Source organism: Microlunatus speluncae (genome assembly GCF_009299835.1).
GTDB classification, from domain to species: Bacteria; Actinomycetota; Actinomycetes; order Propionibacteriales; family Propionibacteriaceae; genus Microlunatus; species Microlunatus speluncae.
Genome location: NZ_VKCZ01000001.1, coordinates 377,224 through 397,807, shown reverse-complemented (window position 1 = coordinate 397,807; position 20,584 = coordinate 377,224). Strand labels below are relative to the sequence as shown.

At 69.6% G+C, this 20,584-nt stretch carries 20 protein-coding genes and 2 tRNA genes; 11 read left to right on the top strand and 11 right to left on the bottom strand.

Features of this window, described 5'->3' with window-relative positions; translation table 11 throughout:
- Positions 1 to 11: 11 nt before the first annotated feature.
- The 5 genes from FNH24_RS01855 to FNH24_RS01835 form a co-directional block, all read right to left on the bottom strand.
- Positions 12 to 1,469 carry a PrsW family intramembrane metalloprotease gene (locus FNH24_RS01855; RefSeq protein WP_152360410.1) on the bottom strand — a complete coding sequence of 486 codons (1,458 nt, stop codon included), beginning with the start codon at positions 1,467 to 1,469 and terminating at the stop codon, positions 12 to 14.
- Between the two features lie 70 nt (positions 1,470 to 1,539).
- Positions 1,540 to 2,250, bottom strand: coding sequence for a DUF6882 domain-containing protein (locus tag FNH24_RS01850; RefSeq protein ID WP_152360409.1), 711 nt, complete (start codon positions 2,248 to 2,250; stop codon positions 1,540 to 1,542).
- Positions 2,251 to 2,273: 23 nt separating this feature from the next.
- On the bottom strand, positions 2,274 to 3,938 hold the full coding sequence (locus tag FNH24_RS01845) for a CocE/NonD family hydrolase (protein WP_152360408.1): 1,665 nt from the start codon (positions 3,936 to 3,938) through the stop codon (positions 2,274 to 2,276).
- Positions 3,939 to 3,970: 32 nt separating this feature from the next.
- A complete protein-coding gene (locus tag FNH24_RS01840) occupies positions 3,971 to 5,374 on the bottom strand; it encodes an MFS transporter (RefSeq protein ID WP_152360407.1) in 1,404 nt (467 codons plus the stop codon).
- A gap of 97 nt (positions 5,375 to 5,471) precedes the next feature.
- Entirely contained in the window at positions 5,472 to 5,900 is a 429-nt protein-coding gene (locus tag FNH24_RS01835) for a pyridoxamine 5'-phosphate oxidase family protein (protein WP_152360406.1), read from the bottom strand.
- Positions 5,901 to 5,933: 33 nt separating this feature from the next.
- Here FNH24_RS01835 and FNH24_RS31880 point away from each other — a divergent pair, with 33 nt between their 5' ends.
- Positions 5,934 to 6,236 (top strand): ribbon-helix-helix protein, CopG family, encoded by a 303-nt coding sequence (locus FNH24_RS31880; RefSeq protein WP_152360405.1) that lies wholly within the window; start codon positions 5,934 to 5,936, stop codon positions 6,234 to 6,236.
- Between the two features lie 61 nt (positions 6,237 to 6,297).
- Positions 6,298 to 6,371, top strand: a tRNA-Arg gene (locus FNH24_RS01825).
- Between the two features lie 34 nt (positions 6,372 to 6,405).
- Here the strand turns inward: FNH24_RS01825 and FNH24_RS01820 are convergent.
- Positions 6,406 to 7,305: an NmrA family NAD(P)-binding protein gene (locus tag FNH24_RS01820; protein WP_152360404.1), complete on the bottom strand. Its 900-nt coding sequence runs from the start codon at positions 7,303 to 7,305 to the stop codon at positions 6,406 to 6,408.
- Between the two features lie 259 nt (positions 7,306 to 7,564).
- On the opposite strand from FNH24_RS01820, the gene FNH24_RS01815 reads away from it, so the two are divergent.
- From FNH24_RS01815 to FNH24_RS01795, 5 genes are all read left to right on the top strand, one after another.
- Positions 7,565 to 8,743, top strand: coding sequence for an MFS transporter (locus FNH24_RS01815; RefSeq protein WP_246186700.1), 1,179 nt, complete (start codon positions 7,565 to 7,567; stop codon positions 8,741 to 8,743).
- A 91-nt stretch (positions 8,744 to 8,834) separates the two neighbouring features.
- Complete coding sequence (orn, locus tag FNH24_RS01810) at positions 8,835 to 9,467, top strand: oligoribonuclease (protein WP_152360561.1); 633 nt, start codon at positions 8,835 to 8,837, stop codon at positions 9,465 to 9,467.
- A 55-nt stretch (positions 9,468 to 9,522) separates the two neighbouring features.
- A tRNA-His gene (locus tag FNH24_RS01805) sits at positions 9,523 to 9,598 on the top strand.
- Between the two features lie 102 nt (positions 9,599 to 9,700).
- On the top strand, positions 9,701 to 10,435 hold the full coding sequence (locus FNH24_RS01800; protein WP_152360402.1) for an NYN domain-containing protein: 735 nt from the start codon (positions 9,701 to 9,703) through the stop codon (positions 10,433 to 10,435).
- A gap of 196 nt (positions 10,436 to 10,631) precedes the next feature.
- Complete coding sequence (locus tag FNH24_RS01795) at positions 10,632 to 11,489, top strand: NAD-dependent epimerase/dehydratase family protein (protein ID WP_152360401.1); 858 nt, start codon at positions 10,632 to 10,634, stop codon at positions 11,487 to 11,489.
- A gap of 305 nt (positions 11,490 to 11,794) precedes the next feature.
- Here the strand turns inward: FNH24_RS01795 and FNH24_RS01790 are convergent, their stop codons facing one another.
- The gene (locus FNH24_RS01790; protein ID WP_152360400.1) at positions 11,795 to 13,222 is read right to left on the bottom strand and encodes an RNB domain-containing ribonuclease; all 1,428 of its coding nucleotides are present in this window, start codon (positions 13,220 to 13,222) and stop codon (positions 11,795 to 11,797) included.
- A gap of 283 nt (positions 13,223 to 13,505) precedes the next feature.
- Here FNH24_RS01790 and FNH24_RS01785 point away from each other — a divergent pair, with 283 nt between their 5' ends.
- A complete protein-coding gene (locus tag FNH24_RS01785) occupies positions 13,506 to 14,153 on the top strand; it encodes a hypothetical protein (protein WP_152360399.1) in 648 nt (215 codons plus the stop codon).
- 16 nt (positions 14,154 to 14,169) lie between these two features.
- Here FNH24_RS01785 and FNH24_RS01780 read toward each other — a convergent pair whose 3' ends face one another.
- A complete protein-coding gene (locus tag FNH24_RS01780) occupies positions 14,170 to 14,865 on the bottom strand; it encodes a zinc ribbon domain-containing protein (protein WP_425486873.1) in 696 nt (231 codons plus the stop codon).
- Positions 14,866 to 15,082: 217 nt separating this feature from the next.
- Between FNH24_RS01780 and FNH24_RS01775 the strand changes: the two genes are divergently transcribed.
- Together FNH24_RS01775 and FNH24_RS01770 are read left to right on the top strand one after the other, a co-directional pair.
- The gene (locus FNH24_RS01775) at positions 15,083 to 16,336 is read left to right on the top strand and encodes a multidrug effflux MFS transporter (RefSeq protein WP_152360397.1); all 1,254 of its coding nucleotides are present in this window, start codon (positions 15,083 to 15,085) and stop codon (positions 16,334 to 16,336) included.
- Positions 16,337 to 16,427: 91 nt separating this feature from the next.
- Positions 16,428 to 16,703, top strand: coding sequence for an HU family DNA-binding protein (locus FNH24_RS01770; RefSeq protein ID WP_152360396.1), 276 nt, complete (start codon positions 16,428 to 16,430; stop codon positions 16,701 to 16,703).
- Between the two features lie 137 nt (positions 16,704 to 16,840).
- On the opposite strand, the gene FNH24_RS01765 is transcribed toward FNH24_RS01770, so the two are convergent.
- Together FNH24_RS01765 and FNH24_RS01760 are read right to left on the bottom strand one after the other, a co-directional pair.
- Positions 16,841 to 17,422: a histidine phosphatase family protein gene (locus FNH24_RS01765; RefSeq protein ID WP_152360395.1), complete on the bottom strand. Its 582-nt coding sequence runs from the start codon at positions 17,420 to 17,422 to the stop codon at positions 16,841 to 16,843.
- Positions 17,419 to 18,363, bottom strand: coding sequence for an acyltransferase domain-containing protein (locus tag FNH24_RS01760; protein ID WP_152360394.1), 945 nt, complete (start codon positions 18,361 to 18,363; stop codon positions 17,419 to 17,421). Before FNH24_RS01760 ends, FNH24_RS01765 begins: the two co-directional genes overlap by 4 nt.
- 106 nt (positions 18,364 to 18,469) lie before the next feature.
- Here FNH24_RS01760 and FNH24_RS01755 point away from each other — a divergent pair, with 106 nt between their 5' ends.
- On the top strand, positions 18,470 to 19,978 hold the full coding sequence (locus FNH24_RS01755) for an aminopeptidase P family protein (RefSeq protein ID WP_152360393.1): 1,509 nt from the start codon (positions 18,470 to 18,472) through the stop codon (positions 19,976 to 19,978).
- Between the two features lie 96 nt (positions 19,979 to 20,074).
- On the opposite strand, the gene FNH24_RS01750 is transcribed toward FNH24_RS01755, so the two are convergent.
- Positions 20,075 to 20,581 carry a YflT domain-containing protein gene (locus FNH24_RS01750; protein WP_152360392.1) on the bottom strand — a complete coding sequence of 169 codons (507 nt, stop codon included), beginning with the start codon at positions 20,579 to 20,581 and terminating at the stop codon, positions 20,075 to 20,077.
- Positions 20,582 to 20,584 lie beyond the last annotated feature (3 nt).

The window sequence follows — 20,584 nt, the reverse complement described above, 5'->3', positions numbered from 1 at the left end:
GGGGATCAAGATCAGGAGCTGGGCGGCTTCCAGTTCGGATCGACCTCGGAATACTGGGTCGCGGTCTGCCCCAGCGGGACGGAGCCGGGCGATCCGTTCGGGGCCCCGGTCGGCGCTGGGAAGTAGCCGCCGATCCCGGCCGGCCCCGGATAGCTCGGCGCGGCGTAATCCTCGGTCTCCCGCTTCCGCCGGAACGGATTCTTGGGGTAGGCGGCGCGGCCCTCGGGTTTGATCACGGCCGACCCGCGCAACTCCCCCATCCTTGCCAGCAGGATCTTCTCCCGGCGCAACCCGGCGTCGTCGATGATGCCGCGGGTGATCGCATCGCGCAGGTAGGCCAGCTCGGTCAGGGTCCGCTGGGCCCGGACCGTGTCGATGAACTGGTACGGGCCGAGGAACAGCGCGTGCCACAACGCGCGCAACCGGGTCCGCAGCCGCGACGCCGCCATCGGTTCGATGTCCAGCAGCCAGCCCAGCCGGTGGTAGTCGGTCAGCCGCTCCCGGATCAGCCGGCCCTCGCGGAAGATCTGCCGGATCACGAAGATGATCATGGCCAGCACCAGCGGCAGCGCGACGCCGAAGTACATGAACATCAGGGTCGGCCCGGAGACCAGGGTCGCGGTCGCGTTGAACGCCATGTGCAGGAAGGCCGCGGCGCAGAAGCCGGCCAGCGGCGCGACGATCCGGACCACCTTGCTCTTGCTCCGGATCGCGATCGCCAGCCCGATCCCGGCCATCGCGGTGAACAGCGGGTGACCGAAGCAGGTCAGGATGCCGCGCTGGACCACGAGCGACTGCAGTTCCGCGAGCGGGTCGATCCCGACGGCGCCGGAGCTCTGCACCGCGTAACGATAGAGGCGGCCGTAATACATGATGTTTTCGACGAAGGCGAAGCCGACTCCGGAGAGGGCGGCCAGCACGACGCCGCTGATCCGGCTGACCAGCCGGTAGCGCAGCAGGATCGCGATCCCGAACAGCACCGTGGCCTTGGTCGACTCCTCGACGAACGGGGCGACGAAGATCGCCGCCCGGGCGCCGGTGGCCGGATCGCCGTCACCGACGATGCTCAGTTGGGAGGCGGCCCAGCTGTTCACGTTGGCCGAGACGAAGGTGGCCACGCAGGCCCCCCAGCCGAAGGTGAGCAACCAGATCCACAGCCGCTGCGGCCGGAAGCGGTCGGCCAGGAAGAAGATCAGCGTCAGGGCGCCGGCGGTCAGGGCCGCGTAGCCGGTCACCATCCCGATGATCTCCGTGCCGATCCCGATCAGGCGGCCGCCCGGCACCTCCTTGTCCGGCACGACCTGCTGATAGAGCAGGGTCAGCAGCACGGCGTACGTGATCAGCAACGCGACGCCGATCCAGAACAGCCAATTGGTCAGCAGCCGCTTCGGCGCCGGCTGGCTGAGGTCCGGCTCACGCGGGATCCCCGACCGGATCCGGGCACGCCTCTCCGCAACGGTTTCCGACACGCGCCCTAGGCTACCGACGCTCGGGCCCAGTGTCGTAGCGGGCACACAGGGACTCGGCGCGGGGGCGGGCTCAGCCGTCGGACGAGCGGAACACGCCACCCAGCTCGGTGATCCGGCCGCGCTCGTCGAGGTTGACGGTCAGCCGCCCGTCCGCGGCGGTCAGATCGACTCCGCGAGCGCCCGACCGATGGCCGAATCCGCGCAGTTCTGCGTACGAGGCGATCGCGCGACGCCAGTCGGCGACCGCGCCCAGCCGCCGCACCTGCTGGATCACCTCGGACGCGCGGGTCACGCTGGCCGCCGGCGGCCGGAACAGGTTGGACTCGAGCAGCAGCACTGCGATCGTGCCGCTGCCGGCGTCGAAGACGTGGTGCGGCAGACCGCCGCCGATCACGGTGCTGATCCAGGCGTAGCGGGTCGCGTCCTGCCGCGGACCGAACTCGAGCGGCTGGAACGCCTCGGTGAACTCGGCCAGGCCGTGCTGGGCCCCGAAGTCGCGGATCCGGCCGACCAGCTGCACGGCCGTGTCCGGCAGCTCGTTGACGTTGTGCCAGCCCCACAGCCAGCGGCCGTCATGCGGCGAGGCCGTACCGATGAAATGGGCTCGGGCCGGCAGGCTCGCGCCGGACAGCCCGGTGAAGGTGAACCAGGCGTTCGGCAGGTCGATCGAGTAGCCGTCCTCGACCCCCTCCGCGCCGGTCAGGTCGGCCAGCCGGAGCTGGCCCTCCGACGCGGACAGGACGCAGTCGTCGACGACGTCCTGAAAGGTCGAGATCGGCACCGCTGCAGGGTATCGGCCTGCGGTCAGCGATAAGTCGACTTGTCGGAACGTGGGCCGCGGCCGTAGACGGGCAGGCTGATCGAGGAGTCCGTGCCGCGGCCGTGCCGGATCGTCGTCGTGCCCGCGCGCAGGATTGTCGCGGTCGCGATCGGCTCGCCGGTCTGGTGGTTGCGGGAGTAGTTGGGGAAGGCGCCGCCGGCGACCTGGATCCGCAGCCGGTGCCCGGGCCGGAACCGGTAGGCGGTCGGGTTCAGCTCCACCTCGGCCACCCGGTCGCCGCGATCGTCGGGCCCATCCGTCGCGCGCAGCCGGCGCAGCCCGTCGGTGACGTTGATCGACCGGCCCGAGGGCTCGACGTCGCAGATCCGGACGAACACGTCGGCGTCGGCCGTCTCGGTGCTGACCACGATCCGCGCCGTCACCTCGCCGATCAGGTCGAGCGGTTCCTCGAACCGGGCGCTGTCGTACGTGAGCACGTCGGCCCGGGCCTCGATCACGCGGTTGTCCTTCGGTCCGGCGGTCGTCGACAGGGTGTTCCCGCCCACCGTCGGCGTCGGATCGGCCGGGTCGTACCGGAACTCCCGGCGGCCCGGCTCGGCCTCCCCCGGCGTCACCCGACCGTCGGCACCGAGCGACCAGGCCACCCGATCGACCGGCACCGGCCAGCGGTCGAAGTCGAGCCAACGCCCGGCGCCCTGCAGGAACAGCCGGACCGGGGCCCGCTGCAGCGCCGCGGTGTCGCCCAGCAGCTGACCCTCCAGCCAGCCGAGCTGGTCAGTGAACATGGCCTTCAGCGACGCGAACTCGCCGTGGATCCACGGTCCGACGGTGAGCCGGCTGGGCACCCCGGCCGCCTGCAGCGCGGTGAAGTCGCGCAGCTGCTGGGCGATGAACAGGTCGTGCCAGCCGGCGAACAGGCTGGCCGGGACAGCCCGGTCGGCGACCTGTTGATCATGCTCGGCCGGCGCCCAGAAGTCGTCGCCCGGCTCCGCGTGCCCGATCAGATCGTCATAGACCCGGACCTGGCGGTCGATCGCGACCGGCATCGCCGTGGTCAGCGGGACCGCGCTCATCGCCTGCCCGACCCGGAACGCATGCCGCAGCCGGTCCACCGGATTGCGCCGCTCCTCCTGGACCCCCATCCCGCTGGACCAGGAGGCGACCAGCTGCAACGCCAGCGAGCCGCCGGGATAAAAGTTCGGGGTGAACGTCGACCCGGTGATCGCGGGCGTGATCGCCGCCAGCGGCGGATCGAGATGGGCCGCGACCGCCCACTGGGTCAGCCCGAGATAGCTGGCGCCGGTCATCGCCAGCCGGCCGTCGCACCAGGGCTGCCGGCGGATCCATTCCGCCGTGGCCACCCCGTCGGCCCGCTCCTGCCGGAACGCATCGAACTCCCCGGCCGAGGCGAACGTGCCGCGCACATCCTGGACGACAGCCTGCAGCCCGCGTCGGGCCAGCAGCATCCCGTAGCCGAATCCCATCAGGGTGTGCTTGCCGTACGGGGTGCGGACCAGCACGACCGGCCCCCGCTCGATCCCCTCCGGCCGGTAGTGGTCGGCGGCCAGCGTGGTGCCGTCCGGCAGCTCGATCGGCGGCGACTCGACCCGGTAGCGGGCGACCCGTGGCGGCCCGAGCCCGAGCAGCCGCTCCACCGGCCCGACCATCAGTTCCGGGAACGTGATCATGGCGTCAGGCTAATGCCGTGCACGGACAGCCGTCAGCGGCCGCCGGAGCGGACCCGGGCGGGATGCCGGACCGCGTCGCCGGAGCCGGCCGGCAGCCGGATTGCTCCGATCGCCGCCAGCAGCGCGAACAGGGCGATGCCGGCGAAGGCGATCGAGTACGGTAGCCCGCCGATCATGCCCGGCGCCGTGACGGTGGCCAGCTGCCAGACGACCGAGGCCAGCGCGATCGCCAGGCCCGCCGCCAGCTGGTGCGTGGTCGCCGACAGCGCATTGGCGTCACCCATCCGGTCGGCCGGCACGTCGGCCAGCCCGATCGTGTTGTAGCAGGTCATGCCGAGCGAACGGAACACGCCGCTGATCATGGCCAGCACGGCGATCACCGCGATCGGTGTGCCGGTCGTGGTCAGACCGAGCCCGATCACCGAGCCGGCCAGCCCGATCGTGGCGATCACCAGCAGCGGCCGGAACCCGAACGCGTTGATCAAGCCGGTGGTCGCCGGCTTGATCCCGATGTTGCCGATGAAGACGCAGAGCACGACCGCGCCCGACTGGATGGCGCTCCAGCCGAAGACCTGCTGGAACAGCAGCGGCAACAGGAACGGCACCGACGACATGGCGAGCATGAACGCGAAGCCCGACGCCTGCGAGGCGCGGAACGTCCGGACCGACCAGATCCGCAGGTTGAGCAGCGGATGCCGGGCTCGGAGCAGATGCCGGACGGCGATCACCGTGATGATCACCGAGGCGGCGCCGATGATCACCGGCCACGGACCCGGGGCCGGGTCGGTGACCAGGTGGGCGGCATAGGTGAGGCCGCCGAGTCCGATCCCGGACAGGACCATCCCGGTCCAGTCCAACGGCGGCGGCGCCGGCGCGTCGATCGAGTCGATCAACCGCCAGGCCGCGATGAACGCGACCACGCCGAGCGGCAGGTTGATCAAGAACATCCAGTGCCAGGACAGATAGGTGGTGATCAGTCCACCGGCCAGCGGCGCGATCACCGGGGCGACCAGGGCCGGCCAGACGATGTAGGCGACCAGCCGCACGATGTCGGACTTCTCCGCCGTGTTGAGCACCGCCATCCGGCCGACCGGCACCATCATCGCCCCGCCGACGCCCTGCAGGATCCGCATGATCACCAGCATCGGCAGGCTCTGGCTGAGCGCGCAGCCGAGCGAGGCCAGGGTGAAGATCACGATCGCGGACAGGAACACCGGCCGGGTGCCGTACCGGCGGGTGAGCCAGTTGCTGAGCGGGATCAACACCGCCAGGGTGATCAGATAGGCCGCCGAGACGAGCCCGACCGCCGCCGGCTCCACGCCGAACGCCTCGGCCATCCGCGGCGCACTCGTCGTCACGATCGTGCCGTCGAAGTTCTCCATGAAGAAGCATCCGGCGACCAGCAACGCGGTGTTGCGGCGACGACTGTCGATCATCGAGTTCCCCACCGCTGCACGGCTCTAGGCTACGGCGCGCGCCCCTCCGACCCTCGGGCCGTACTGCATCCCGGAACGGCCTCACCCTCGATCACGCTCAGGCGACCTTGCCCTGATCGTTGCTGAGCCACTTCTCCGGCCGCATCCGGACCAGCACCGAATCGTCGCCGAGCGCGCCGTCCACGTACTCCTTGGCCTCCGCGGTGGCCAGGTAGCGCCCCGCGATCCGGTCGGCCTGCTCGCGGGTCGGCGGCCCGTCCATCGCCACCACCGGCCCCTCGGCCGTGACATAGCGGTACGGCAGCCGATCCGACTGCACCGCCAGGCTGAACCGTCCCGCCTTCCCCAACAGCCGGTGCTTCACCGAGCCGCCATCGATCCAGACCAGCACCTCACCGCCCGGCCGGTAGTCGTACCAGACCGGCACCGCGAGCGGCGCCCGACCGACGCGCTCGATCGCGAGGACACCGATCCGCGGCTCGGCGAGAAACGTCTCGCGCTCGGCGGCAGACATCACGAAGGACATGGGCTGGGCTCTCTTTCGAGGATCGGATAGACGTTGCCCCGGCCAACACCGCGATCCGGTCCGGCATTCCCTCAAACGTCGGGAAAGAGAACTAACACTGCAGGCGAGCGTGCTGAGCAGATCGCCGAGGAGTCGCTCGCCGAGATCCGCCGGCGCAACCTCGTCCCGGGCGGCAAGTCGATGTCTGGTGGCGCGAAGCACTCACCGGTGGTGCAGTTCCGCGTGCCCGAAACGATGGAGGAGGCGCTCGACGCGCAGGCTGAGCGGGAAGGCATGACCCGATCCAGGCTTGCCCGGAAGGCCCTCGACGAATACCTCGAGCGGCACGCCGGCTGATCATCCCCGTGCGCGGGAGTGCCCAGCCACGGTGCGCCGTCCGGCTAAGCTGAGACGCCGTGCCCCCGTAGCTCAGCTGGATAGAGCAGCGGCCTTCTAATCCGCCGGTCGCAGGTTCGAATCCTGCCGGGGGCGCCGAAACCCTGAGCTTGCGTTCGTCAGGACCTCCTCAGGAAAGCTGCTGGTGGTGCCGGTCGAGGAATGATCGCATCGTGATCGCCGGCCGGCCGACCAGGCGTTCGACGGTGTCGAAGGTCTCGTTCAGGTCGGGCAGCGTGCCGGCCGCGGTGCGGACGAAGATGTTCCGGACGCACTCCATGTAGACCGGATCCGCTCCGGCCGCCACCACCGCGTCCAGGAACCGGTCGGGATGGCGGGCTTCGTCGCGCCAGGGCCGGCCGGTGACCTCGCCGAGCAGGGTCGCGATCTCGGCCATGGTCAACGATTCGGTGCCCAGCCCGTAGGACCGGCCGGCGTGCGGCACCGGATCCCGCAGCACCCGAGCGGCGACCGCGGCGACATCGGCGACATCGACCCAACTGGTCGGCTCGGACCCGAGGTAGTGCGGCAGCACGTCGGTGCCGCGCACTCCGCCGACGTCGATCAGCAGCATCAGGTTCTGCATCAACGCGGTCGGCCGGAGGTTGGTGAAGGCCATCCCGGAGGCCGCCAGATAGGCCTCGATCAACTGATGCCAGCCGAGGTGGACCACCGTCGTGTCGGCCGCGGCATGGGCGCCGATGTGCACCACCTGCCGGACTCCGGCGATCCGCGCGGCATCGATCGCCACCTTGGACTGGGTCAGCATCCGCACCCCGTAGCCGGTGATCAACAGCAGCCGGTCGATCCCCGCCATCGCCTCCACCAGCGCCGACAGCCCCTGCAGCTCCGCGGTGTCGAGATCGAGTTGGCGCACCTCGACCCCGGCTCGAGCCGGTACGGTCTCGGGCCGCCGGGACGCGGCCACCAGGCGCAGCGGGTCGGCGGACCGGTCGTCGGCGAGGAGTTGCAGCGTCGCGCCACCGATCTTCCCGGTGGCGCCGATGATCATGACCTGCGCTGGGTCCACGGATCGTCCTTTCGTCGGTGCACCCCACCCTGCCGCGGACGGCCGTCGGGTGCAGCGGCGATCCGGGACACACTCGATAAGCCACGCTTATGGATCGGCCGGGTGCCCGATCCGGTCCGGGAACCGGCGACCCGTGGGGTGGGACTCCCCGTCGGCCGGAGGCATGGGTGGAGCGATAATTCCACCCGTGAATCCACCGAACCCTGAATCGATTCGGTGGCGACGGATCGCCGTTCCCGCGTACGGTCCGACGATCCTGGTGTCGATCGGATCGGGGGCGATCCTTCCGCTGGTGGCGCTGTCGGCGCGTGACCTGGGGGCCAGTGTCGGCGTCGCCGCCCTGGTCGTCGCCCTGCTTGGCATCGGCCAACTGGCCGGCGACCTTCCGGCGGGAGCGCTGGCGGCGCGGATCGGTGAGCGGCGGGCGCTGATCGCGGCCTGCCTGCTGGACACGGTGGCACTGCTCGGGGCGTTCTTCGCCAAGTCGCTGATCCTGCTGGCGGTCGCGGTGTTCGTCGCCGGGCTGGCCGGGGCGGTGTTCAGCCTGGCCCGGCAGGCGTACCTGACCGAGATCGTGCCGATCAACCAACGGGCCCGGGCCCTGTCCACGCTCGGCGGCACCAGCCGGATCGGCACCTTCATCGGCCCATTCGTCGCCGCCCTGCTGGTCACCCACCTCAACCTCGCCGCCGCGTACGGCTTCGCGGCCGTGATGAGTCTGGCGGCGGCGGTGCTCGTCTTCCTGCTTCCGGACCTGAACACCAAGACCCGGCCGCCCGCCGCCGAGCGGCGCAGCATCTGGTCGGTGATCGTCGAGCACCGGCGCACCCTGGCCACGCTCGGCACCGGGGTGCTGGTGATCGCCGCAGCGCGGTCGACCCGGCAGTCGATCATCCCGCTGTGGGCCGAGTCGGTCGGGGTCGACGCGGCGACGACCAGTTTGATCTTCGGCATCTCGGCCGGCGTCGACATGCTGCTGTTCTATCCGGGCGGAGCGATCATGGACCGCTTCGGCCGGGTCTGGGTCGCCGTACCGTCCATGATCATTCTGGCTGCCGGCTTCATCCTGCTCCCGTTCACCCACGATGCGCTGACCATCGGGCTGGTCGCGATGCTGATGGGTCTCGGCAACGGCATCTCCTCCGGGATCGTGATGACCCTCGGCGCCGACGCCGCGCCGCCGGACGCCCGGGTCCAGTTCCTCGGCGGCTGGCGGCTGTTCGCCGACCTCGGTCACGCCGGCGGGCCGGCCCTGATCACCCTGATCACCATCATCGGACCGCTGGCCGCGGCCTCGCTCGGCCTGGCCGGGCTGACCCTGGCCGGCTCGGCCTGGGTGGCCCGCTGGGTGCCGCGGTTCAGTCCGCCGAAGCCCGGCACGGCAGCACCGGCGCCCCCTGTCGAGACGGCCGGCACCGACCGTCGCGACGCCGGCTGAGGCCGGCCCGGAGGCGACCCGACGACAGGCCCGGAGCCCGTTCCGGCCGAGTTCTGGCGCCGTGGTCCGTAGAGTGTGGCCGGTGAATGAGATGTTGGTGTGGGTTGACTGTGAGATGACGGGCCTCGATCTGCGCGCGGACGCCCTGATCGAGGTGGCCGCGCTGGTCACCGACGCCGAACTCAACGTGCTCGGCGACGGCGTCGACGTGTTGATCAAGCCGAGCGACGAGGCGCTGGAGCAGATGAGCGACTTCGTCCGCGCGATGCACCAGAACTCCGGGCTGCTGGAGGAACTGGATCAGGGCCTCACCATGGCGCAGGCCGAGGAGCGCGTGCTCGAGTACGTCAGCTCCCAGGTGCCCGAGGCCGGCAAGGCGCCGCTGGCCGGCAACACGATCGGCACCGACCGCGCCTTCCTGGCCCGGGACATGCCCGCCCTGGAAGCCCACGTGCACTACCGCAACGTCGACGTCTCCTCGGTCAAGGAACTCGCCCGGCGCTGGTATCCGCGGGTCTATTACCAGTCGCCCGCCAAGTCCGGCAATCACCGCGCGCTGGCCGACATCCAGGAGTCGATCGAGGAGCTCCGCTACTACCGGGAGGCCGTCTTCGTGCCGCAGCCCGGCCCGGACACGGCGACCGCGCGGCAGATCGCCGAGCGCCATCAGGGCCTGCTGACCGGGCACCGGCCCCATTCCGATGACCCGTCGACCGAGAACTGATTTCGCCCAGCCCGGCAGCGGACGCTATGCTTCACGCTGCCGCTAAACGCGCATGGTGGGTATAGCTCAGCTGGTAGAGCACCTGGTTGTGGTCCAGGATGTCGCGGGTTCGAGTCCCGTTACTCACCCCAAGATTGAGGGCCGGAGATCCTTGGATAACAAGGGATCCCGGCCCTTCTTCTGCCTGGATGTATTCGGATGTACCGTCAGACCTCGCCTCTACGATTCGCACCATGCGAGTCGGCGTCTACATCGACGGGTACAACCTGTACTACGGTGCCCGCGGGATCTGCGGACGATCCACGCCTGGATGGCGGTGGCTCGATCTGAGGGCATTGTCCGAAGCTCTGATTCGCAGCCGCTCGCGGTGGGCAGACTTCACGATCGAGAACATCTCTTATTGCACGGCCCGGATCAGCGGGGCCAGTAACCCGGAAGGCCATCGCGAGCAGGACGTCTATCTCAGAGCACTGGTTCATGCAGGCTCCGTGACAAGGATCAGCTACGGCACGTACGTTTCCAGAGTTGCGACGGCCCCGCTGGCGATCAGGGGGCCGAACGGCAAGCCGGTGCTCGTTCCACCAGCCTGGCCCATCATGGTTCAAGATGTGTCCGGCGGCAGCGTGCCCGACGCAACCTTCATGGCCTCGGTCGCCAAGCGCGAGGAGAAGGGCAGTGACGTGAACGTTGCATCGCATTTGTTGATCGATGTCCTGTCCGGGACGGTCGATGCGGCCGTAGTCATCAGCAACGACAGCGATCTCGCGTACCCGGTCGAAGTCGTCCGGGGTCTGGTTCCAGTCGGCTTGATCAATCCGACCAAAGGGGTGCGGGCCGGGAGACTCGCGGGGACCCCGAATCAAGGGGCTGGGAACCATTGGTGGTACCGGTTGGAGCCGGCTGACCTGTATTCGAATCAGCTCCCTTCCACTGTCGCCTCGCGGATCATCAAGCCCGCTCCGTGGTAGCGCTATCGACTGCGACGGGTGTACTCTGTGGCCATACCACCCGGCGCCTCCGGCGCCGGGTCTTCTTTGTTCACGGCCGCGGGGTTTCGGCAGTCAAGACCTTTGCCATGAAGGACCGATGGGCTCAGGTCCTGCTGGTCTGAGGTCCGCGCTGGATCTACTGGTTCGCAGATCGAGGCACGAGGGGGGAATCGCGATGGCTGAACTGATCTGTGTCACCGGAGCAACCGGGAAGGCCGGGCGGGCGGTGGTCGCCGATCTTCGCGAGCACGGCTATGACGTGCGGGCCACCGATCTCACGGTCACGCCGGACCAGCGCCGGGCCGGGGTCCTGCAGGCTGACCTGACCGACTACGGGCAAGCGGTCGAGGTGCTGGCCGGGGCCGCGGCCGTGGTGCACCTGGCCAACATCCCGGCACCGGGGATCGCGACCCCGGCGGTGACGTTCAACAGCAACATCACGATGAACTTCAACGTGTTCCAGGCCGCCGCCGAGCTCGGCCTGGGCCGAGTCGTCTGGGCTTCCAGCGAGACGACGCTCGGGCTGCCGTTCGAGACGCCGCCGCGCTATGCCCCGGTGGACGAGGACCACTATCCCCTGCCGACCTCGACGTACGCGCTGTCCAAGGTGGCGTCGGAGACCATCGCCGAGCACCTGGCCCAGTGGTCCGGCATCCCGTTCATCGGCCTGCGGTTCTCCAACATCATGACCGTCGCCGACTATCAGCGCTTCCCGTCGTTCTGGAATGATCCGCAACTGCGCCGCTGGAACGTCTGGGGCTACGTCGACGAACGCGACGTCGCCGCGTCCTGCCGGGCCGGGCTGACCGCGCCCGCCGACAGGGTCGCCGGCAGTCACAGCTTCGTCATCGCCGCCGCCGACACCTGCATGAACCGCCCGTCCGCCGAACTGCTCGCCGAGGTCTTTCCCGGGACGGAGCTGACCCGCGAGATCGGCGAGTACGAGACGCTGCTGGCGATCGACCGGGCCCGGGAGGTTCTGGGCTACCAGCCGGAGCACTCCTGGCGCGACCATGTCGAGGCGACGGTCTGAGGACGGGACTGGGTAACGGGGATTGGGGAAATCCGAGCCGGTTACTCCCGGCTGAAGATTCCCCGTTGTCGTGGCTCTGTGGCAACCGGTCAGGCGAGGGCCGACCAGCCATGTGGGACGGGTCGGCCCTCTCGGCCGTCCCCCGTCGCGACCGGTTGCGTTGTCCCGACAAGACCGACTGACCCGAAACGGGTCGTCGATCAAACCTCCCCCAAACGGCAACTTACGAAAGATTGAAGCACACCCGCCCAACTGAAACCGCCGCCACGGCTAAGAATCAGCCCTCACAGTGACTCGAGGATCTCTCAGGCCGGCTCGAAGGCCACGGTTCCGCGATCGAGCTCGGCCTGGACCAGACGGACCTTGAGCTCCTCGCCGAGCCGCAGCCCGTCACCGAGCACCGCGGCCTCGACGGCCGGGTCGGCGATCACGACCTCGCCGCGACCCTTCTTCCGGTCCACCTCGGTGATCATCGCGTCGAAGATCATTCCGTCCTTGGTCCGGAGCAGGGCCAGCTCGACCAGGTTGACCACTTCGCGCTCGTACCGCTTGGCCTTCTGCTCCGAGGCCTGCATGGTCGCCGGCAGCTCCGGCAGGGCGGTGGTGATCCAGTCCGGGACCGGCTCGCCGGCGGTCAGCGCCAGGCAGATCTCACCGACGTAGCGGTCCACCAGCCGGCGCAGCGGAGCGGTGGTGTGGGCGTATTCGGTGGCCAGCGCGGCATGCACCGGCTGCTCCGGCGCGGCGCCGGCGAAGGAGGCGTAGCCGGCGCCGCGGAACAGCGACGTGCAGGCGGCCAGCATCGCCGCGTGCGGGCCCTGCGCCGGGTCCAGCGTGCGGACGAAATCGGGGTAGCCGAGGTCGTCCGGCCACGGGATCCGCAGCGCCTTGGCGATCCGGCGCAGCCGGTGCAGCGACGCGTCCTCGGCCGGCGGCAGGGTGCGCAGGATGCCGATCTTTCCGTCCAGCATGATCCGCGCCGCCGCCATCCCTGTGAGCAGGGAGATCTGGGCGTTCCAGCCCTCGACCGGCAGCGGCGACCGGAACTCCAGCGACCACTGATGATCATCGACGGCGGTCACCTGTTCCGGGATCGGCAGGCTCACCCCGCCGCGGTCGCGTTCCTGCTGCTCACGCAACCGGCCGACGGTGCGCAGCAGTTCCAGCGACGGCCGCGCCGACCCGCCGTCGATCTCGGCCTGCGCCTGCACATACGTCAGCTGCTCCCGGCTGCGGACCCGGGCCCGCTGCACCGTGACGTCGGCCTGCTTCCCCGCCGCGTCGAGCCGGATCGTCCACAGCACCGCCGGTCGCACCTGATCCGGCAGCAGGCTGGCCGCGCCCTCGCTCAGCGCCGGCGGATGCAACGGCGTCCGCCGGTCCGGCGCATACAGGGTCTGGCCCCGCCGCTGTGCCTCGAGATCGATCGGCCCGCCCGGCTCGACGAACGCCCCGACATCGGCGATCGCGTACGAGACCACGAAGCCGTCCCCGTCCGGCGCCAGGTGCAGGGCCTGATCGAGATCCCGCGAACCCTCCGGGTCGATGGTGATCAACTCCAGGTCGGTCCGGTCCAGCTCGGGCAGCGGTATCGCCCGGGCGGCGGCCTCGGCCGCGGCGACCACGTCGGCCGGGAACTCGTCGGGGACCTGCAACTCGGCCCGCAGAGCGGTCAGCCCGTCGGCCACCTCGACCTGGACCTGTTCGGACAGGGCTACCTTGCGTGCCGGCATAGCCCGGAGCCTAGTGCCCTGCGCCCGAAGTTCGGTGCATAAGTCAGTGGGATGAAGTGGTGAGCTGCAAGGCCGACGATGGAGTGTTACCGGGTCGTACCGCGACGGAGGAGAACGCGGCAGATCGCCGCTTCAGCGCGCTGAATTATGTAGCGAACTTCGGGCGCAGGGCACTAGTGCCGAACCGGAGGAGGATCTCCAGCCGGCGGTCCGCTGGAAGGGTTCCATCGGCGTTCGCGGCCCGGAAGACTGGGTGATCAGCGCTTCTAGCGAGGGGGATGCCGTGGCCGTGTTGAGTGATCCGACCCAGTATCGACTGGCCGGTGCGCTGCTCGTCCTGGCGTTCGCCGTCTTCGCGGTCGGAGCAGTGCAGCCGATTCTGGGTGCCAAGGGAAGCATCGACATCTTCACCCTGCCGGTCCGGGAGCACCTGCGGGCCGTGGCGGACAACCCGGTGGCCTGGCGTCGGGCCAACTTCCTGATGGGCGCGGCGATCCTGCCGTTGGTGTTCGCGACCACGATGGTGACGGCCGTCCAGGAGCACCTGGATGAGCGCCTGCTGTCCCGGATCGCCCTCACCTCGATGCTGCTGGCCGCCCTGCTCTGGCTGGCCTTCTCCGCGTTCCGCGCCACGTTCACCATCGGTGCCGCCGAGGAGCTGGACCGGACCGGCACGATGCCGACCTACTACGAGCCGCTCGCCGGCTGGGGCTACGCCCAGTTCAAGGTCTACATCCTGCTCGGCTGTCTCGGTCTCGCCGCACTGGCCGGCTCACTGCTGCTGACCGGCGTCATTCCCGCCTGGGCCTGCTGGACCGCCATCGCCCTGTGCACGGCGACGCTGGCCCACCTGCTGATCACCGGCGACACCCTGCCGGCCTTCCACTACTTCCCCGGTGTCCTGATCGGCGTCATGCTGCTGATCCGCTGAGCAGCCGGCAGGGAGGCTACAGACCCGAGTGCTCGGTCCGGACCAGGATCCGGCTGCACTCCTCACAGCGGAGCACCTCGTCCGCGGGGGCGGCGGCGAACTCGCGCAGCTCGGCGGCGTTGATCTCCAACTGACAGCCGGTGCAGCGACGGTTCCGCAGTTCGGCCGCACCGACACCGCCGTGCCCACCCCGGATCCGCTCGTACAGCGTGATCAGGTCGGCCGGCAGATCGGGCTGCAGCGTCGACCGCTCGGTCTTGCGTTCCGCGGCCTCGGAGTTGATCGCGGTCACCTTGGCGTCGCGTTCACCGGTCAGCCGCTTGACCTCGGCCCGGGACTGATCGGCCTTGCCGGTCAGCTCGTTGGCTCGGGCCGTCGCGGTCTCGAGCTTCTCCATGATCTCCAGCTCGGAATCCTCCAGGTCGGAGATCCGCTTCTGCAGGTGATCGACCTCGGCGATCAACGACTCCAATTGGCGGGGGTCGGCGACCGTCCCGTCGGCGATCCGCTCCTGGTCACGGGCCAGTCGCTGGCGTACCGGCTCCAGGTCGGCTTCGGCCTTCACCTGGTCCGTGCTGAGATCACTGACCTCGGTCTCGGCCTCGATCAGGGCCGCCTCGACCTCGTCCCGGTCCCGTTCGGCCGCCGCCAGTTGATCATGCTCGGGCAGGGTCTTGCGGCGGTGCAGCAGCTGCGCCAGCGCGCTGTCCAGCTGTTGCAGGGACAGCAGGCGCAGTTGGGCACCCTTATCGGCTTTGATGATGTTCTCCCTCCGTGCGCCATGGAACTTGTGCGAGCGAGCCTACTCAACCGGATCGGGAATGAATCGGCCCACTCGGAAGTTCGGTCCGGTTGTACGCCCGCTCCCTCGATCGTCGCCGACAGCGCTGTGGCGCGCACGATCGCAGCCCGACCTTCGAGGATCCCGCATGACCACTGTGCCCGACCAGGTCACGGAGGCCGCACCGGCTTCGCTGGCCGACCGTTTCGTCGGGAGTGCCTACCTCCGACTGGTCCTGGTCCTGGGCGCGCTCAGCGCGCTCGGACCGCTCACCATCGACACCTATCTGCCGGCGTTGCCGGCCCTGACCGAGGACCTGCGCGCGACCGATGCCCAGGCGCAGTTGACCCTGACCGGGGTGCTGGCCGGGATCGGGCTCGGCCAATTGATCATCGGCCCACTGTCGGACGCGGTCGGCCGGCGCCGGCCGCTGCTGATCGGCCTGCTCGGCCACGGCCTGATGTCCGTGCTCTGCGCCCTCGCTCCCTCGGTCGAGCTGCTCGCCGTCACCCGGACCGTGCAAGGGCTGGCCGGCGCCGCCGTCTCGGTCGTCGCGATGGCGATGGTGCGGGACCTGTTCACCGGCCTCAAGGCGGCCCAGCTGCTGTCCCGGCTGGTGCTGGTGATGGGCATCGCGCCGATCCTGGCCCCGTCGCTCGGCGGTGGGCTGCTGCAGCTGACCTCGTGGCGCGGCATCTTCGTCGTGCTCGCCATCGCGGCCGTCGGGTTGGTCGTGCTGGCGGCGGTCGCCCTGCCGGAGACGCTGCCGCCGGAGCGCCGGCTGCCGGCCAAGATTGGCCGCTCCCTGGCCTCGTACCGCTTCCTGCTCAGTGACGGGCTGTTCGTGATCATGGTCGGCATCGCCGGGCTGATGTTCGCGACGATGTTCGCCTACATCTCCGGGTCGCCGTTCGTGATGCAGGAGCTGCACGGCCTCAGCCCGCAGCAGTACGGCCTGGTCTTCGGCATCATCGCCGCCGGCCTGATCGGAATGTCGCAACTGAATCCGATCCTGGTCCGGCGCTTCGGACCGGTCCGGGTGCTCCGCGGCGGCATCACCCTCGCGGTGGTCGCCAGCCTGGTCACCCTGACCTTGGCGCTGACCCAGACCGGCGGGCTGCTCGGCCTGGTGATCCCGCTCTGGTTCGTGATCGCCTCGGCCGGTCTGTCGTTCCCCAACGCGCCGGCGATCGCGCTCAGCCGGCACGGTGAGGCGGCCGGCGCCGCCGCCGCGCTGCTGGGCTCGGCGCAGTTCCTGGTCGGCGGTCTGGCGGCCCCGCTGGTCGGTGCGCTGGCCAACGGAACGGCGGTCCCGATGGCGGCCGTGATGGTCGGCACCACCGGCCTGGCGCTGGTCCTGTTGCTGATCGGGCGGCGGCCGATGTCGGCCTTCCAGTTCTGAGCCTTAGGCCCGGCGGGTATGCTGACCGCCGCCGGGGAGCCGCGAGGCCATCCCTGGTCAAACGTGCATGAATTCAATCGAAGGAGCAAGCGTGAACCGAGCCGAACTCACCACGGCGATCGCCAAGGAGACCGAGCTGACCAAGGACTCCGTCGATCGGGTGCTGGATGCCCTGGCGGGGACCCTGGAGAAGGCCGCGTCCTCCGGCGACGAGGTGAAGTGGCCGGGTGTGTTCACCCTCGACGTCGTCGACCGGGCCGCCCGTCAGGGCCGTAACCCGCAGACCGGCGAGGCGATCGAGATCCCGGCCAGCAAGGCAGCCCGTCTCCGTCCCGGCACCCGGCTGAAGAAGGCCGCCAGCGCCTGACGGACCACCAATCCGCGGGTCGCGCCCCTGCTGGGGCCGACTCGATGAACCAGCTCAGAACGCGCTCTCCCGCTCATACCGGGAGGGCGCGTTCTCGCCGTTCAGCGCTGCTCGCCGGGCGAGCTTCATGAACTTTCCTAGGGGGCGTTCCACTGCAGGACGGCCGGGTCGTCCTTCTCGGTGCCGAGGACGGAGACGGTGCCGGTGTGCAGCGGGAAGTGGTTGCCGAGTGCGAGGTCGAAGCCGAGCCAGCACAGGGTCAGCGCGCGCAGGGCATGGCCGTGGCCGAAGCAGATTGCCCGCTCCACCCCGGACTCGCGGATCCGGGCGATGGCGCGGAGCAGCCGCTGCCGGACCTGGTCGGCGGTCTCGCCGCCCGGCGCCGGATGCTCCCAAATGGTCCAGTCCGGCACGGTCTCCCGGATCTCCTCGCTGGTCCGGCCCTCGTAGTCGCCGTAGTCCCACTCGACCAGGTCGTCGTCCAGTTGCGGGGCGTACGGACCGGTGAAGCCGGCCAGCTCGGCGGTGTGCCGGGCCCGCAGCCGGGGGCTGGACAGGATGAGACCGTACCCGGCCGGGTCCAGTCGGCCGGCCAGGGAGCCGGCCTGCTCCTCGCCCTTCGGGGTGAGCGGCAGATCGGTGGTCGAGGTGTGCCGGCCGGCGGCACTCCACTCGGTCTCGCCGTGCCGGATCAGGGTCAGCTCGAGGTCCCGGCTCATCGCGTCGCCGCCGCCTCGGCTCGGTCGCGGTAGGGCTCGATCGGGACCGTACCGCTGTAGATCCGCCAGTGGTCGCCGGCGCGGAGCCGCTTGACGATCAGTCGCTGCAGGCTGGTGTCCTGCGGCAGTGTGTCCAGGTCGACGTCGCCGCGCCGGCTGAAGGTGAAGAACAGCGCGTCACCGTCCGCCGGCCGGCCCTCGTCGCGGAGCCGCCAGAGCCGCTGGAACCGGGCCATGTTGGAGTCCGTCGCCAGCCCGGCGCTGAGCTCCGGATCGAGTAGCCAGCTGTGACAGAACACGGTCGTCGTCGCGATCTCCGGGAAGTGCCGGTCGAAGAACGTGACCGCGGCGGCGATCGATTCCTCGACGCCGGCCGGCGTCAGCGGCCCGGTCCGCGGGATGTGGGTGGAGATCACCCAGCCCTTGTCGACGCCGTCGTCGAAGGTGTCCCGCTGCAGGTTGAACTGGAGCCGGCCGAGCCAATAGAGCGCGCCGGACCAGGCGACCCGGAGCCAGCCGAAGGTGTGCAGCCCGAAGCGGTCGTACGTCAGCCGGTGCACCCAGACCTGCTGTCCGAGGTCGGACAACGACCGCCAGGACACGTCGTCCGGGATCCCGCGGCCGGCGTGGAAGGCGCGGACCGCGTCCACGGCGACCAGCAGCGCCAACAGCGGCATGACCCCATCCGCACCGGGATCGCCGGACTCCAGCCCGGCCTCGGGGTCGTAGCCGGCCCAGGGATCATCGCCGTCGCGGTCGAGGACGCCGATCCTCTCGATCAGGACGGCGGCCCGGCGGCCGATCTCGGCCAGCAGGGCCTGATCACGGAGGGCCCGGTCCGCCGCGGCCAGCAGGCATTCGCGATCGTCGTCGCGAAAGCCCAGCAGTTCGGCCCGCTCGGCCAGGTCGGTTCGGCTGAGTTCGGAGTACGCGTCGACCACGTGATCACCCTAATCTCCGACAGCGGTGATCGTTTCCTCGCCCGGGTGACGAACCCGTCAGGAGAAGGACTTGGGCGATCCGGGACCCGCGGGAGAGACTGGGCGGATGAGCGAGAAGCAGCCGGTCGTGTCGAACCGTCAGACCCCGTTCTCCGAAGCCTTCAAGGCGTTCATCGGGACCGACTGGGCACCGTACCCGGCCGAGCTGCCCGAGCCGCTGCCGGCGGCGGCGTACACGCCGGCCCGGCGGGCGGCCGTGAGCAAGCTGTTTCCGGGTGAGCGGCTGATCGTGCCGGCCGGCGGGCTGAAGGTCCGGTCCAACGACACCGATTTCCGGTACCGGCCGCACTCGGCGTTCGCCCATCTGACCGGGCTGGGCACCGATCGGGAGCCGGACGCCGTGCTGGTGCTGGAGCCGACCGACGACGGCCACGACGCGACGCTGTATTTCAAGCCGCGGGCGCCCCGGGACGCCGAGGAGTTCTACGCCAACGCGCGCTACGGCGAGATGTGGGTCGGCCAGCGGCCGTCGCTGGACGAGCTGAGCGCGCTCTGCGGCATCCGCTGCGCCGCCATCGAGGAACTCGATGATGATCTTGCCAAGAACGCCGCGGACACCGCGCTGCGGATCCTCGCCGACGCCGACCCCGAGCTGACCGCCCGGGTGGTCGCCCTGCGCGCCGAGCACCAGACCGGCCAGCAGCAGGCGGCCGAGGCGGCCGATGATCAAGAACAGGCCGACCCCGATGCCGAGCTGGCGACCGCGCTGAGTGAGCTGCGGCTGACCAAGGACGAGTTCGAGGTCGAGCAGCTGCGCCAGGCGTGCGCGCGAAGCGCCGAGGCGTTCGCGGCGGTGGTCGCCGACCTGCCCGAGGCGGTCCGGCGCGGCCGCGGCGAGCGTTGGGTGGAAGGGATCTTCGGCCTGCACGCCCGGCACCTCGGCAACGCCGTCGGCTACGACACGATCGCCGCGTCCGGTGATCATGCCTGCACCCTGCACTGGATCCGCAACGATGGCGACCTCAACCCCGGTGAGTTGATCTTGATCGACGCCGGGATCGAGCTGGACACCTTGTATACGGCGGACATCACCCGGACCCTGCCGCTCAACGGCACCTTCACCGAAGCGCAGCGGGAGGTCTATCTGGCCGTCCTCGAAGCGCAGCAGGCCGGCTTCCGCGCCGCCGTGCCCGGGGCGAAGTTCTCCGACGTGCACGCCGCCGCGGTCGAGGTGATCGCACGCAGGCTGGCCGGCTTGGGCATCCTCCCGGTCTCGGCCGAGGAATCCCTAGATCTGGAGACCGGCGGCCAGCACCGCCGCTGGATGGTGCACGGCACCTCGCACCACCTCGGCATCGACGTCCACGATTGCGCCCAGGCCCTGCGCGAGAACTACCGCGAGGGCACCCTTCGGGAGGGCATGATCATCACCATCGAGCCCGGCCTCTACTTCAAGGCCGACGATCTGCTGGTGCCGGAGCGGTTCCGCGGCATCGGCGTCCGGATCGAGGACGACGTGTTGATCACCGCCGACGGCAACGAGAACCTGTCCGCCATGCTGCCGCGCACCCCGGACGACGTTGAAACCTGGATGCGCAACATCCTCGAAAGCTAGTGTCGCGGAGCATCCCTCCGCCATCTCCCGAGTTGTCAGAACTGAGTTGTGTCATAGCACAACTCAGTTCTGACAACTCGGTGGGAGGGTGGTTGATCACTCGAAGGCGGCGGCCCGAGCGCCGGGCAGCTGGAGCAGCAGCTCCCGCGCCTTCGCGGCGACCTTGTGTTCGCACAGCACTTCGTACTTGGTCGCCACGGTCTGGGTGATCGAGGTGAAGTCTCGTTTGCCCTGGGTCAACGCGTAGCCGATGGCCTGGAAGACGATGCTGATCGCGATGCCGATCGCGAGGGCGACCAGGAACAGCACCAGCAGGTTGGGGACCGGGACGAAGATCAACATCAGCAGGGCGACCAGTAGGCCGGTGGAGACGCCGGTCTGGACGCCGCTGATCAGGACGGTCCGCCAGGTCTTCCGGCCGAGCACCCGTTCCACCGATTTGAGTTCGGTGCCGACGATGGCGAGGTTCTGCACCTCGAACTTCTGATCGGACAAATAGTCCACGGCCTTCTGCGCGTCGGCATAGCTGTTGTAGATCCCGACCGACTGCGGGAACTCCAGCTCGAAGATCGAGCCGACGCCTTTCGGCTGCGAAAATGACATGGT